The sequence below is a fragment of the Nostoc sp. UIC 10890 genome (assembly GCF_054786515.1).
In genome coordinates, this window is sequence record NZ_JBSGKF010000001.1 from 2,099,637 (window position 1) to 2,114,947 (window position 15,311).

A 15,311-nucleotide genomic window follows, 5' to 3' on the forward strand; every position below is an offset into this window, starting at 1 on the left:
ATAAGGAGTCAGAATTCAGAATTCAGAATACTCTGCTCTGCTCCATTTGCCATCAAGGCTAATTGTGTGGCTAATAGTTTGACATGGGGTTCATAAAGCATTTGACCGTGGTTTCCAGGTACAGAGATTACCTTGACAGGCTTTTGAGTATAGGTTTGCCATCCCCAATCGGGTAGATGGTAATCAGAAAAGGCTTGTAGTTCTTGTAAAATAATCTCCTTAACTTCTTGAGCGCGGAATAAAACAATGGGAGCAGAAATTGGATTAGTAGGCTGATAATTCGCATAGTTGAGCGTTAGCAATTTCATCACTTTCATATTGGTTTTAAGTAAAGAAAGGGTGGAGTGTTCGGGTAAAATATTATTTCGGTACAAATGTTCTGCTGCCAGTTCCCACCTGGTTTGGTCATTGGGTTGAGCAGCTAAATCGTCATATTGCAGTCCTAAATAAACTCCCTTTAAGACTTCAATTCGTCGAATCAATTGCCAGATCCAATCAATCTCTGCTCTATCAGTAAAATACTCAGGTTTAGAAACGATTCCAGCGTCCAAGATAGCTAGTAAACTCACCGTTTCACCTTGCTGTTCGAGTTGGGAAGCCATTTCAAAAGCAACAGCACAACCTGAAGAGTATCCTGCTAATATGTATGGACTTTTAGCTTGCTTTTGACGTAATAGATTAATCAGTTGACTTGCATGAGTTGCTACTGATTCAGGGAGTACACTAGAGCCGTCTCGTCCTGGAGTTTCGAGTCCATATATTGGCCGCTCAGTTCCTAAATTGATTGCCAAATCTCGAAAATAAAAGCCGTGTCCGTTTGCGCCAGGAAGAAAAAATAGAGGTGTTGCATGTCCTTGATGTTGGAGTGACAGTAAATCGGGATTTGACTGTTGAACCTCAGTATTACAAAGTTGTTCTGCTAGTTGAGCAATAGTAGGATTTTGAAATAAACTACTTAAAGAAAGTTGTTGCTCAAATACTTCTTGAATATTATTTAGCAATTTAATTGCTAATAAAGAATGACCACCCAAGTCGAAAAAATTATCATGAATCCCAATGTCTTGATGTTCGAGTACAGCAGACCAAATTTGCACCAATTGTTTTTCAATTTCGTTCCGTGGAGGTTCATATAAGTCCTCATTTACACCATTTGGAGCAGGTAAAGATTTCCGGTCAACTTTACCATTGGGAGTTAAAGGCAACTCATCCAATACGATGATCTGAGCAGGTATCATATAATCGGGTAGCCGGGATTTAAGACTATTTTTTAATTGGGTAGACAAATCATTATTGATTCCTGTTACATAAGCAATTAAACTTTGGTTAATTTCAGTTTTATATAAGGTAACAATTGCTTCTTTAACTGATGGATGTTGCAACAAAATCGATTCAATTTCACCGAGTTCAATCCGAAAACCCCGTAATTTAATCTGTTCATCAATGCGACCTAAATACTCAAGATTTCCATCAAACCCCCATCTTGCTAAGTCGCCAGTTTTGTAAATTCGCTCAATTTTACCGAATAACTCAACTTTGATAAATTTCTCGGCGGTTAAATCAGGACGTTTGAGATATCCTCGTGCCAAACCCACTCCCGTAATACACAATTCTCCAGGGATGCCAGGGGGTAATGGTTGATTGTGAGCATCTAATATATAGATGCGGATATTAGATATTGGTTGACCAATAGGTGGTTTTTTACCATTAGGATGACAGAGTGCGATACTAGCACAAATTGTAGATTCTGTTGGCCCGTAGCCATTGTAGAAACTTCGTCCTATTGCCCATTTTGCCACTAATTCTGTTGGGCAAGTTTCACCAGCAACAACTATGGTTTGGCAATCGGGTAAAGCGGCTTGCGGTAATAAGGATAAGACTGAAGGCGGTAAAGTAATATGGGAAATTTTGTGTTCTTCTAAGAAGTTCACTAAGTCTTGACTAGGTAATAAGGTTTCTTGCTTTGCCAGATACAAACAAGCCCCTGCGGCGATCGCAGTAGCAATTTCCCAAATTGAGGCATCAAAGCTGAAAGAAGCAAACTGAAGCAATCGGCTTTGAGGTTTAATTTGCAAAACTTTGTCGATCGCCAAAGTTAAATTCACCAGTCCTCCATGCTCAATCATCACCCCTTTGGGTTGCCCCGTCGAACCAGAAGTATAAATTACATAAGCTAAATTATCAGGAGTACTTTGAGGATTAGGATTATCTATTAATGCCAAACTAAAAGTTACTCGATCTAAACAAATTATCTGGTATTTCAGTTTAGCTAGAGGTAATTGGTCTAAAAGGAAACTTTGGGTTAGTAATACCGATGTTCCAGAATCCTCTAACACGAATTCAATCCGTTCTTTAGGATAATTTGGATCAATCGGCAGGTATGCTGCACCCGCTTTCAGGATAGCGAGTAAACCAATAATCATTTCCAAAGACCGTTCAACACAGATAGCAATTAAAGTGTCTGGCTGAATTTGGTGATTTTCAATTAGATAATGAGCTAGTTGGTTTACTTTTTGATTGAGTTGCTGATAAGTTAATTGTTGATATTCAAAGACTAAAGCGATATTATGAGGATTTTTTTCAACTTGTTGTTCAAATAAGTCAACTAGAGTTTTCTCGTGGGGATAATCAGTTTGAGTTTGATTCCAGCGTTGTAGTTTTAGAATTTCGGGCGCTGTCATCAAAGAGAGCGTATTAATAGGTTTTTGAGAGTTATCAACAATTCCCTGAAGTAGAACTTCAAACTGTTCCGCCATCTTTTGTATAGTACTTTTCTCAAAGAGATCGGTGGCGTATTCCCAAATTAAATCTAACTGCTTATCAGATTCTATGACCAGAAGTACTAAGTCAAATTTAGCAAAGGGATAGGTTAATGGGAGCCATTCAATCTCTATTCCTGGCAAACTTAGGTCGGGACTTTCATTATTTTCCAGTGCTAACATGACCTGGAATAAGGGGTTATGGCTCATACTGCGTTCTGGTTGCAACTGTTCTACCAGATACTCAAAGGGAATGTCTTGATGGGAGTATGCATCTAAACAAGTTTGGCAAGTTTGTTGCAGAAACTCGATAAAACTTTGCTCAGGCTTGATTTGATTACGTAGTATCAAGGTATTGACAAAAAAACCGATTAATCCTTCTGTTTGGCTATGGGTGCGGTTAGCAATAGGAGAACCAATACATAAGTCTTCTTGACGACTGTAACGAGAAAGCAGAATACTGAAAGCCGCCAACAAAGTCATAAACAAACTTGCACCTTGCTGGTGACTGAAAGTTTTGATGGCAAGAGTTAAGTCAGGCGATAGGGAATAGCGATCGCGATCGCCTCGGTAACTTTGCAATGCTGGACGGGGATAATCGGTAGGTAACTCCAATAATGGGGGAGCATCCTTGAGTTGATTTTTCCAGTAGTTGATCTGGGTTTCCAATACTTCCCCTTGTAACCAATTTCGTTGCCAGTTTGCGTAGTCGCTGTATTGAATGGGCAATGGTGCAAGGTTTGGGGTTTGATCTTGGACAAAGGCGGTATAAACTTGTCGTAACTCACGGACAAACACCCCCATTGACCAGCCATCACTGATAATGTGGTGCATATTAATGAGTAGCACGTATTTCTGCTCTTTGAGTTGCAGCAGATTCGCTTTAAACAAAGGCCCAGTATTTAAGTCAAACGGTTCTTGAGCATGAGCATCAATCAAACGCTGGATATTGGGGGAGTCAGAAATCGTTATTGGTAAAACTCTTCCCCAGTCCCCAGTCCCCAGTCCCCATTCCCTTAAAACTTCGATGTCGTCTAAATTTGCGTAGTTTACCGCCGCAGGCATCGCAACCTGAGGATGTCCTGCCATTGTGGGAAAATACATCCTCAGACTGTCATGCCGATTAAGCAGATAAGCCAAACTAGAGCGCAAAGCATCAATATTAAGGTTTCCATCCAGTTGCAAAGCGATCGGCATATTGTAACTGGCTGATGGGCCTTGAAGTTGTGCTAACAGCCAGAGGCGTTGTTGAGCAAAGGAAAGGCACTTGGGGGCATCATCTGGCAAGGTCGGAATTTCTTCTGTCATCACAGTTGTGGTTTTGACAGAATTTAAGAATGCTAATATATCTGCTTTGTTGGCTTGGATTTCCTGCTTGAGTTCAGAATTTAAAGCGTTTTTACTAGTACGAATTCGTAACTTATCGTTATCAGCCCAAATTTTGCATCCCATGTTCTGCAAACGAAGCATTAAAGAAACTACTTGCTGATTTTGTGTCATGTTCATAGTTCAATTTCCTCTTCGTCTGAGTTTAAAATTTGCATATCTGTGGTGAAGGAATTAACCCAAATGCAGGTATCAAGATAACTCGCTAATTCAGTGAGGGTGGGAAACTCAAATATTTTACGTAGAGGTAAATCGACTTTGAATTTATCACGGATGCGGGCAATTAATTGGGTGGCTAATAAAGAATGTCCACCTAAATTGAAGAAGTTATCATAGCGGGAGATGGCTTCACATTTAAGCAGCTTCGCCCACAATTCGACAAGCAATTTCTCTGTCGAGTTTACAGGCAATTCAATATCTTTTGATGCAACGGTTGCATTTGCTACAGGTAAAGCTTTACGGTCTACTTTTCCATTTGGTGTTAGTGGTAGTTGCTCTAAAACAGTGAAATGGCTAGGAATCATATAATCAGGGAGCGTTTTTCCCAGAAAATCCCGCCATTCAGCTAATAAGGTTGGATCGACTTGATTGGTACGATATTGTAATGGTTGGTTTGCATAATCTTGCCAAGGTTTCAGTTGCGAATTTTCCCCTTGACTAAATCGTGGTAATGTCACTTGTTCGGAAAGATTTTGTTGAAAAATAACATTGTAATCAGAACAATTTGTGGGGCTTTTTTGGATAAAAGGTGTATAGGGCAAATTTCCCGCTAAAGTTCGGAATGCTTCGGGTTCTATACCCGGTTTCGCTTGAGCAATTGCCGCTTTTAAATCTGCAACAGTACCATCTAATTGAGCAATTTCTTCTAACAGAGTCATTTCTGAGGTGAGACGAGCATTAGGAATATTCTTGATACCTAACAAATCAGGTTGCTGAGTCGTTAAAATTTTCTCAATTGTTTCCAAATTCAGTTCTTCAGCTTGCCAATCTAACCATTGAGGTGATGCAACAGGAATATCTACTCGATCCAAATGTAAAATAACGTCATAACGAAAACGGCTCATTTCCGTTTGGGCATAACCCCGTTGCAATTGAATTTGCAGATGGCTAATTCGCGGAAATCTTTGTTTTAAGGCGATAAATAAATCAGGATCAATAAGTAATTCACTTTCAGTTTCAATGCTTTTTTGAATCTGTTGGTGTAAGTCCTTAATTGATAACTCATCGGGGGCGCGATGAAACTCGACTGCGGTGTGGAAAGCTTTCAAGAGATGCAGATTTCGCACATCTCCAATAAAGATCGATCCTTGATTTGTCACAGCATTGATAGCCCCTTCCAATACTGATAAAAAGTAATCCAAGGAGGGAAAATACTGGATAACTGAATTCATGATTACCAAGTCATAAGCATTTGTTTCAATGCCGTCAAACTGATTCGCAGCACTAGCTTTTAAGCTAACTTTGTCTTCGAGAGATTGCTGTTTGAGATGTCGTTCAATATAGTGCAATGCTTCAGGTGAAAGATCCGTACCCAAGTATTGTTGACAATGAGGTGCAATTCTAAATAATAGCAGCCCTGTTCCGCAACCAATTTCCCAAATTTGTTGTGCTTTGAGTTCCAGAATTTGAGCAACTGTTGTATCTCGCCATTCTTGCATCGCCGCTTGAGGAATTGGTTTTCCTGTGTAGCTATCATTCCAGCCTGCTAGATTCAAAGTTGGATCTTCGGTTGGGGCTTGTTGCTGAGAGTAGCTATCATTGAAAACTTGCTGCCATAATTCAACCTGTTCAACTTGCAGACTTTTATCTTCAAAGTTGTTATCTGTTGGTGTGGGTACAATGTAAGCTAGCAAGCGTTGAGCGATCGCACTTTCTCCTGCTAAAATCACAACTGCTTGCTGAATTTTGGGGTGTTGAGCTAATAAAGCTTCAATTTCACCCAATTCGACCCGAAAACCGCGCAGTTTTATTTGGTTATCAATCCGCCCCAGATATTCTAAGTTCCCGTCTCGCAACCATCTTGCTAAATCTCCAGTTTTATAAACTCGTTCTTTTTCCCCAAATAATTCCAGTTCGATAAATTTCTCTGCTGTGAATTCGGCGCGGTTTAGATAGCCACGGGCTAAACCAGCACCCGCAATACAAAGTTCACCAGGAATACCTGGAGGTAGGGGTTGGTTTTGGTTGTCTAAAATGTAAATTCGTGCATTGGCAATTGGTTGTCCAATTAATAAATCGCCTATTACATCCTTTTTTCCAGTTGCTTCGTAGACACAACACCCCACAACCGCTTCTGTAGGCCCATATTCGTTAATCAAGCGGGTATTAGGGGCATGAGTCAGCCACGGTATTATCTGGTTAGCCTGTAATGCCTCACCACCTAAAATAAAGGCATTAACTCGATTTGGCATAGCATCAGGATTGAGTTGCTGATTTAAAATTTCCAGATGGGACGGCGTGATTTTGACAAGGGAGAGATGTTTGTTCTGTTTGACGATGTTTGCTAAAGCTTCAATTTCTTGTTTTTCTCTCACCAAGGTGGTGGTACGCCCACAAATTAGAGGTAGAAAAAGGGAGGTAATGGTTGCATCAAAGCTCAGAGAAGACTGTACAGGCGTACCTTGCCCTTGCGCTACTGCATAAAAGTCTTTTGCCCAGTGCAAATAGTTACTTAAACCACGGTGCAGTATTTCTACACCTTTTGGTTGCCCAGTAGAACCTGATGTATAAATTACATAAGCTAAATCATCTTGATTTTGGATTTTCGGGTTTTCTGTTCCCTGTTCCCTCTTCCCTGTTCCCTCTCGATCTAAATAGAGTATTTGGTATTGCCCATCGCACTCTTTAATCGCTAATCTATTTTTAAGCTGACTATGAGTTAGCAAAACCCTTACCCCACAGTCTTCCAGCATAAAACGAATCCGTTCTTGTGGGTAATTGGGGTCAATTGGCACATAAGCCCCGCCCATTTTGAGAATACCAAACAAGCCAATGACCATCTCTAGCGATCGCTCCACACAAATCGCTATTAATGGATTATCAGGCAATTGTTGCTCTGTTTTCAGTTCCAACAAATAATTCGCTAACTGATTAGCTTTCTGGTTCAGTTCTTCATAACTCAGGCTTTGGTCTTCAAACACCACGGCAATGTTATCGGGTGTTCGTGCTGCCTGTTGTTCAAACATTGTTACCAATGTCTGATCTTGAGGATAATCGATGTTGGTTTGATTCCAAAGTTGCAGTTGTTGGATTTCTGCTGTTGTCATCAAGGGCAATTTACTGATTGGCTGTTGAGGATTTTCGATAATTGCTTTGAGCAAGACTTCAAAGTGTCCCGCCATGCGTCCAATTGTCTCTGCCTCAAATAAATCGGTGGCATATTCCCACATACAATGTAGTTGACCATCTCTTTCGCAGAGATCGAGTGTCAGGTCAAACTTGGCAAAGGGATAGTTTTGATCCAACCATTTAATATCAAGTCCTGGTAGATTAACTTTTGTCCCCGCTCCTTCGGTGTTTTGCAACACGAGCATGACTTGGAATAAGGGGTTATGGCTCAAACTGCGTTCTGGTTGTAACTGTTCTACCAAATATTCAAAGGGAATATCTTGATGAGCGTAAGCATCTAAGCAAGTTTGGCGAGTTTGTTGGAGTAACTCACTAAATACTTGCTCTGGCTTGATTTTGCTCCGCAATACTAAGGTATTGACAAAAAAGCCAATTAGTGATTCTGTGTGGCTATGGGTGCGATTAGCGATCGCACTACCAATACATAAATCCTCTTGACGGCTGTAACGAGATAGTAAAATACTAAAAGCCGTTAACAGGGTCATAAACAAAGTAACTCCCTGTTGTTGACTAATAGCTTTAAGTCTCTGAGTCACTTCATGGCTCAAACGATATTCCTCACGCCCACCTTGATAACTTTGTTGCGCTGGACGGGGATGATCAGTGGGCAAATCCAGCAATCGGGGAGCATCACCTAGTTGTTGTTTCCAGTAATTTTCCTGATTTTCTAAAATCTCCCCTTGTAACCAATTGCGCTGCCAAGCTGCATAATCACTATATTGAATCGGCAACGGTGACAAATTTGGAGCATTCCCCGCAGCCAAAGCAGCATAAGTCTGTTCCCATTCACGTTTAAACACTCCCATTGACCAGCCATCACTAATAATGTGGTGCATATTAATCAGCAGCACATTTTTTTGTTCACCCAGTTGCAGCAGTTTCGCTTTGAATAGGGGGCCAGTATTTAAGTCAAAGGGTTCTTGAGCGTGGTTATCTGATAACCGTTGTACGGTTTCTGCTTGAGTTTGGAGATTAAGTGACTGTAAATCTGCGTAGGCGCAGCCCGCCGCAGGCATCGCCAGCACTTCTATATCCTCTAGATTTTGGACGACTACTTGCGCCTCTCCTTCTAGTGCGGGGAAATAAGTGCGTAGAATAGCATGGCGATCGACGAGATAATCAAAACTTGCACGCAACGCTTCTATATTCAACTTGCCTTCAAGTTCTAGCGCCGTTGACATATTGTAGGTAGCTGAGGTTCCAGTGTTTTCAAGTTGGGCTAAAAACCAGAGTCTTGATTGGGCAAATGACAGATTTTTAGGAGCATTTTCGGGTTGTGGTGTGATAAGTGGTAAAGCAATTACTAAAGATGCTTTGTCAATTTCTGTTGCCAAATCAGACAAAACACTCTGTTCAAATACCTTGCGGACAGGTACTTCTACCCCAAAAGTGTCACGAATGCGGGTAACTAATTGGGTTGCTAATAGAGAATGTCCACCCAATTCAAAGAAGTTATCTTGACGACCAACAGACTTAGCTTTTAAGAGACTTTGCCATAAGTTAGCCAACAGTTCTTCAGTTGGCGTGACTGGCATTTGAAAGTCCGTAGAAGTGGCTGTATTTGGTGTTGGTAGCGCTCTACGATCTAGTTTTCCGTTAGGGGAAAGGGGCAACTTATCCAATACCATAATCTGGCTAGGAATCATATAATTCGGTAGGCGAATCTTCAGGTAGTCTTTGAGTTGACTCGCTAAATTACTGGATTTTTCCTTTGCCGTGATATAAGCTACTAACCTGGGATTATTATCAGTTTCATATAAAATAACAACCGCTTCTTTAACTAAATAATTTTGCAATAATAGCGATTCAATTTCACCAAGTTCAATTCGGAAGCCCCGTAATTTAATCTGTTCGTCAATGCGACCTAAATACTCAAGGTTTCCATCAGAGTTCCATCTTGCTAAGTCACCAGTTTTGTAAATTCGCTCAGTTTTGCCAAATAATTCAACTTCAATAAATTTCTCGGTGGTTAAATCGGGACGGTTGAGATAGCCTCGTGCTAAACCCACTCCCGCAATACACAATTCTCCAGGAATACCAACTGGTAACGGTTGATCATGAGTATCTAAGATGTAAATGCGGATATTAGATAACGGTTGACCGATAGAGGGTTTTTTTCCATTGGCTTCACAACTAAATATACTGGCGATAACTGTCGATTCTGTCGGCCCATAGCAGTTGAAGAAACGCCGTTTTTTTCCCCAGTGTGTCACCAACTCTGCTGTACAAGCTTCACCACCAACGATCACGGCTTGCAAATCAGGTAATGAGGCTTGAGGTAATACAGATAAGACGGAAGGAGGTAAGGTGAAATGGGAAATTTTGCGATCGCACAACAAGTCCACCAAAGCTTGACTAGGTAACAAAGTTTCCTTGTTGGCTAAATACAAACAAGCACCTGCGGATAAAGCAGTGGCAATTTCACCAATAGACAAATCGAAACTAAAAGAACCAAACTGAAGCCAACGGCTATGGTTTTGAACTTGAAAAGTTTCAGCCCAGGCTAAAGCTAGATTGACAATTGCGCGATGCTCAATCATCACTCCTTTGGGTCGTCCCGTTGAACCGGAGGTATAAATTATATAAGCTAAATTATCAGGGTTATTTTGAGGATTGGGATTATTTGTTAACGCCGTATTAAAAGTTTTTCGATCTAAACAAATGATCTGGTCTTGCAGTTTAGCTAAAGGTAATTGGTCTAATAGGAAACTTTGGGTCAGCAACAACGATGTCCCAGAATCTTCTAACATGAACTCAATGCGTTCTTTAGGATAATTGGGGTCAATCGGCAGGTATGCTCCACCTGCTTTGAGGATACCGAGTACACCAATAATCATTTCTAAAGACCGTTCAACGCAGATACTAATTAAAGTGTCTGGCTGAATTTGGTGATTTTGAATTAGATAATGAGCTAGTTGGTTCGCTTTTTGATTAAGTTGTTGGTAAGTTAGGCTTTGGGATTCCAACACCAAAGCAAGATTATTAGGGTTTTTGGCAACTTGAGCTTCAAACAAGTCAACCAAAGTTTGATTGAGGGGATAATCAGTTTGAGTTTGATTCCAGTTTTGGAGTTGCTGAAGTTCCTCCTCTGTCATCAACGGTAGAGTATTGATGGATTGTTGAGGATTATCGACAATTCCTTGAAGTAAAACTGCAAAATGTCCCGCCATCCGTTGAATGGTTTTAGCCTCAAACAAATCGGTTGCATATTCCCATTCTCCTGTTAACCCTTGGGCTGTTTCCCGGAAAATCAGCGACAAATCAAACAGAGTTGTGGTGTTTTCCCACTGGAAACGTTTCAGGGTTAATTCATTGGTTTCTAGTTGCTGCTGGGTTTCATTCTGCAAACTAAAAGCCACTTGAAATAGGGGATGATGAGAAAGCGATCGCTCCGATGGGCTACGCCTACGCACCTTACCCAATTCATCAACTAGTTTCTCAAAGGGTAAATCTTGATGATCGTAAGCATCCAGGGTTACTTGCTTGACTCGCTCAAGTAATTCTAAGAAAGTTGGATTTCCTTGTAGATTGGTACGTAATGCTAGGATATTGACAAAAAAGCCGATTAATGGTTCTGTGTAGCTATGGGTGCGATTAGCGATCGCAGAACCAACAACAATATCCTCCTGTCCACTGTAGCGTGAAAGTAACAGCGTAAATGCTGCAAGCATTGTCATAAACAGAGTAGTTCCTGACTCCTGACTCAAACGCTTTAACTTCTGTGTTAAATCCTGATTGAGTTCCAAAAACTCGCTACGCCCTCTGAAACTTTGAACTGATGGGCGGGATTTATCAGTGGGCAATTCTAACAGAGGCGAGACTGCGGCTAATTGTTTTTGCCAGTAATTGAGTTGAGTTTCGAGTACTTTACCTTGTAACCATTGTCTTTGCCAGTAGGCGAAATCGGCATATTGTAGCGGTAATTCAGTTAAGGGAGAAGATTCTCCGGCGGAAAATGATGCATAAAGGCTGAACAATTCACGGCGAAATATTTCCATTGACCAGCCATCACAAACGATATGATGGATGACAAGCAACAACAGATAAGATTGGTCATTCAGTTGCAACAACTTTACCCGCAGCAAAGGTGGGTTTGATAAATCAAAAGGCTGTTGCAATTCTTTTGTAGCTAACTGAGTGGCTCTGCTTAACTGATTTTCTTCAGTCAATTGTCGCCAATCTAGCACTTGCATTGTCAATTGAAGATGAGGATGAATCACTTGTATAGGCGACTCATCGACAATAGAGAAGCTAGTACGTAAGACTTCATGACGTTGAACAATTGCTCTAATAGCTTGTTCTAAAGCAGTTATATTCAGAAATCCCTTAATCTGCCAGAAAAACGGGACGTTATAGACACAATTTTCGCCTTCTAATTGATCTAGAAACCACAGTCTTTGTTGAGCAAAGGAGAGGGGAAGGGGTTGTTCTCTTGATACGGATGTGAAGAGTGGAGATTGTTGTTGCTTCTTCAGTTTTTGTAGAACTAATTCTCGCTTATCTGGAGAAAGGCTTTCAAGACGTTTTAATAAATCGCTCATAATAATTCGTAATTCGTAATTCGTAATTAAAAATACTTCTAGAAAATTAATTGTTGGGTAACTTCTGCCTCTGACAACTGATCCACCTCCGTCAAAATTCTTGCTAGGGCATCATTTTCTGCTTGTTCAATTTGTTGTTCGCTCACCTTTTTTGCAAGCTCAGCAATAGTCGGATTTTCAAACAGATAACGGAGAGAAAAATCTAGAGAAAAGGCTTCTCTTAAACGAGAAACAACTTGAGTAGCAAGTAAAGAATGTCCCCCTAGCTCAAAAAAGTTATCGTGAATTCCCACCTGTTTGACTTTGAGAACTTCAGCCCAAATCGTGGATAATTCTTGTTCCGTTGGCGTGCGAGGAGCAACAAAATCAACTTCTAGATTTCTTTGGGAAATATCTGGAGCGGGCAAAGCACGGCGATTGATTTTACCATTAGGCGTTAGGGCGAATGCTTCTAGAAATATGAAAGTGGCGGGAATCATGTAATCAGGCAGCTTTTTCTTGAGGAAATTTTGCAGGATGCTAGGTGTTGGTTGATTATCCTTAGTAACTAGATAAGCCACTAAATATTTTTTCCCAGGTTCATCTTCCCGCGCCATAACTACAACTTGCTGAATGTCAGAATATTGAATTAAAATTGCTTCAATTTCTGCTAATTCAATCCGAAAGCCGCGGATTTTTACTTGTGTATCAATTCGACCGATAAATTCTATATTTCCATCAGGGAGACGGCGTGCTAAATCTCCGGTTTTGTAGAGTTTATCTCCCTCAATAAAAGGATTGAAAATAAACTTTTCACTAGTTAATATTGGTTGATTTAAGTAACCTCTCGCAACACTTGCCCCACCCACATAAAGTTCCCCAGGAACGCCAATTGGAACTCTGTGTAAATCCCCATCTAGTATGTAAACTGTCCTATCGCCGATAGGTTTACCAATGGGAATTGAATGAACATTTTCAGCAAGTTGTTTGGGAATCGGGTAACAACAAGTAAAAACTGTACATTCAGAAGGGCCATAAGCATGAATTAATTGCGTTCTCGGCAACAATTCTAAAGCGCGAAGAACATGAGGTACAGAAACAGACTCTCCCCCAAATAGCAGTTGTTTCACGCCTGACAAACCTTGTGGCATTGTATCAATCATGAGATTGAATAAGGCAGTAGTCAGAAACAGGGTGTTAACCCCTTGTTCTTGGATGACGCGGCTTAAATGTTCAGGTGTGGGAATTCTTTCTGGGTAAAGCACACAACACCCACCGTAAAGCAAGGGCGGCCAAAGTTCTAAAGTTAGTGCATCCCAAGAAATCGATGAATGTTGTAGCCAGATTTGTTCTGCATTAAGGTGAATATAATCAACTCCAAACATGAAACCAATAATGCTGCGATGGGTAACTTCCGTTCCCTTTGGTGTTCCCGTTGAACCAGAAGTATAGATGATATAAGCTAAGTTTTCTGGATTAATTTCACTGAGCAAATTGTTTTCACTGTATTGGGCAATGATTTCCCAATCTGAGTCAAGATTCACCACAGTTTGATTATGGATTGACAGTCTATTTTGTAAATTAGTTTGCGTTAATAAAATCGATGTCTGTACATCTTCCAGCATGAACGCCAGTCTTTCTAGAGGATAAGCTGGATCTAGCGGAATGTATGCCCCACCGGCTTTGAGGATAGCCAGTATTCCTATTACCATTTCTAGCGATCGCTCGACACAAATTCCCACCCGCACTTCGGGTTTAACTCCCAATGCTTGTAGATAATGAGCTAATTGATTGGCGCGGTTATTCAACTCCCGATAAGTTAAATATTGTTGTTTATATACAATTGCTAATGCGTTTGGGCTTTTTTCTACCTGTTCTTCAAACAAAATATGAATACATTTGTAATTAATAGAATTTATTGGTTGTTGATTTTCTAGCAGAATTAACTGTTCTTCTTCAGTTGCACTGAGTAGAGATAATTGAGAAATATATTGTTGTAGATTAGTTGCTATTCCTGTGAGCAATGTTTGGAAATTTTCAATTATGCGGACAATTGCCTGTTTGTCAAAGCGGCTGGTATCATAAACAACCCTGCCAGATAATTGTGAAGCAGGATTAATCACTACAGTCAGAGGATAATTCGTGCGTTCAAAACAACTAATATGACTAACTTCTAAAGTTTTCTTGGTTTCCTGTTTAGCCGCATCTATCGGATAATTTTCAAATACTAAAATGCTTTCAAACAGTGGTATACCTGGAGGAATATCACTCATTTGTTGAATTTCTGCCAGGGAATAATAAGCATACTGTTCCTGCTCAAATGTCTGGCTTTGTAAATGCTTTAGCCAGGGTAATAACTCTGTTTTTCCACTGACTTGTACCCGTATGGGGAGGGTGTTTATTAATAGCCCCACCATCGAATCTACTCCTACAAGCGTTGATGGACGACCGGATACAGTTGCACCAAATACCACATCATTTTTCCCACTGTAGCGGGAAATTAGTAATGCCCATGCTCCCTGCACCAAATTATTCAAAGTTAAATGGTGCTGTCGCGCCGCATATTGTAGCTTGTCAGTTACCGTTTGAGATAATTGAAACGGTTGCTCATTATATATTCTTTGTTCTTTTTCTCTGTTAGCTATTAAAAAAGTAGGAGTTTCAAATCCCTGGAGAGTTTTTTGCCAAAAAGTCTTGGCTTGATCAATATCCTGTTGCTGTAACCATTGAATATATTCTCGATATGGGCGAACAGGTTGGAGGCGTAAATGTTCACCTCGCTGATTAGCCTCATAAAAAGCTAAAACTTCTTTGAGAACAATCTGCATCGACCAGCCATCAAAGAGGATATGATGATGACTCCAAATAAATTGGTAAGTTTGCTCTCCTAGCTGGATGATAGTGAAGCGCATTAGAGGAGCTTGAGCTAGATCAAATCCTTTTTGGCGATCGCATTTCAAAAAATTCTCTAGCTGCTGTTGTTGTTCATCCGCTGTTAAATGCCGCCAGTCCAGCTTTTCCAACGGGAGATCCACTTGTTTACTCACCATTTGCAAAGGCTTTTCTATCTCTTCCCAATAAAAGGAACTGCGTAAAGCTGGATGTCGCGCCACAACCAGCTGCCAAGCTTGCTGGAAGGTAAGAAAATTTAATTCTCCAGAGAGGGTGCAAAGCAACTGCTCAAAATAAACTTCCGACTCTGGCGCATAAAGGGTATGAAACAGCATCCCTTGCTGCATGGGTGAAAGTTCATAAAGGTCTTCGATATTGTTCATGAAATTGGGGACTGGGGATTGGGGAT

The 15,311-nt window shown here is 40.6% G+C and carries 3 protein-coding genes; all 3 read right to left on the bottom strand.

Annotated features, from left to right (window positions below; genetic code table 11):
* Positions 1–8: 8 nt before the first annotated feature.
* Genes ACWATR_RS08380 through ACWATR_RS08390 form a run of 3 tightly spaced genes read right to left on the bottom strand, consistent with a single transcriptional unit; the run spans position 9 to position 15,285 of the window.
* Positions 9–4,262, bottom strand: coding sequence for a non-ribosomal peptide synthetase (locus tag ACWATR_RS08380; protein WP_460331340.1), 4,254 nt, complete (start codon positions 4,260–4,262; stop codon positions 9–11).
* Positions 4,259–12,031 carry an amino acid adenylation domain-containing protein gene (locus tag ACWATR_RS08385; RefSeq protein ID WP_460331342.1) on the bottom strand — a complete coding sequence of 2,591 codons (7,773 nt, stop codon included), beginning with the start codon at positions 12,029–12,031 and terminating at the stop codon, positions 4,259–4,261. Before ACWATR_RS08385 ends, ACWATR_RS08380 begins: the two co-directional genes overlap by 4 nt.
* A gap of 38 nt (positions 12,032–12,069) precedes the next feature.
* A complete protein-coding gene (locus tag ACWATR_RS08390) occupies positions 12,070–15,285 on the bottom strand; it encodes an amino acid adenylation domain-containing protein (RefSeq protein ID WP_460331345.1) in 3,216 nt (1,071 codons plus the stop codon).
* Between the last annotated feature and the right edge of the window lie 26 nt (positions 15,286–15,311).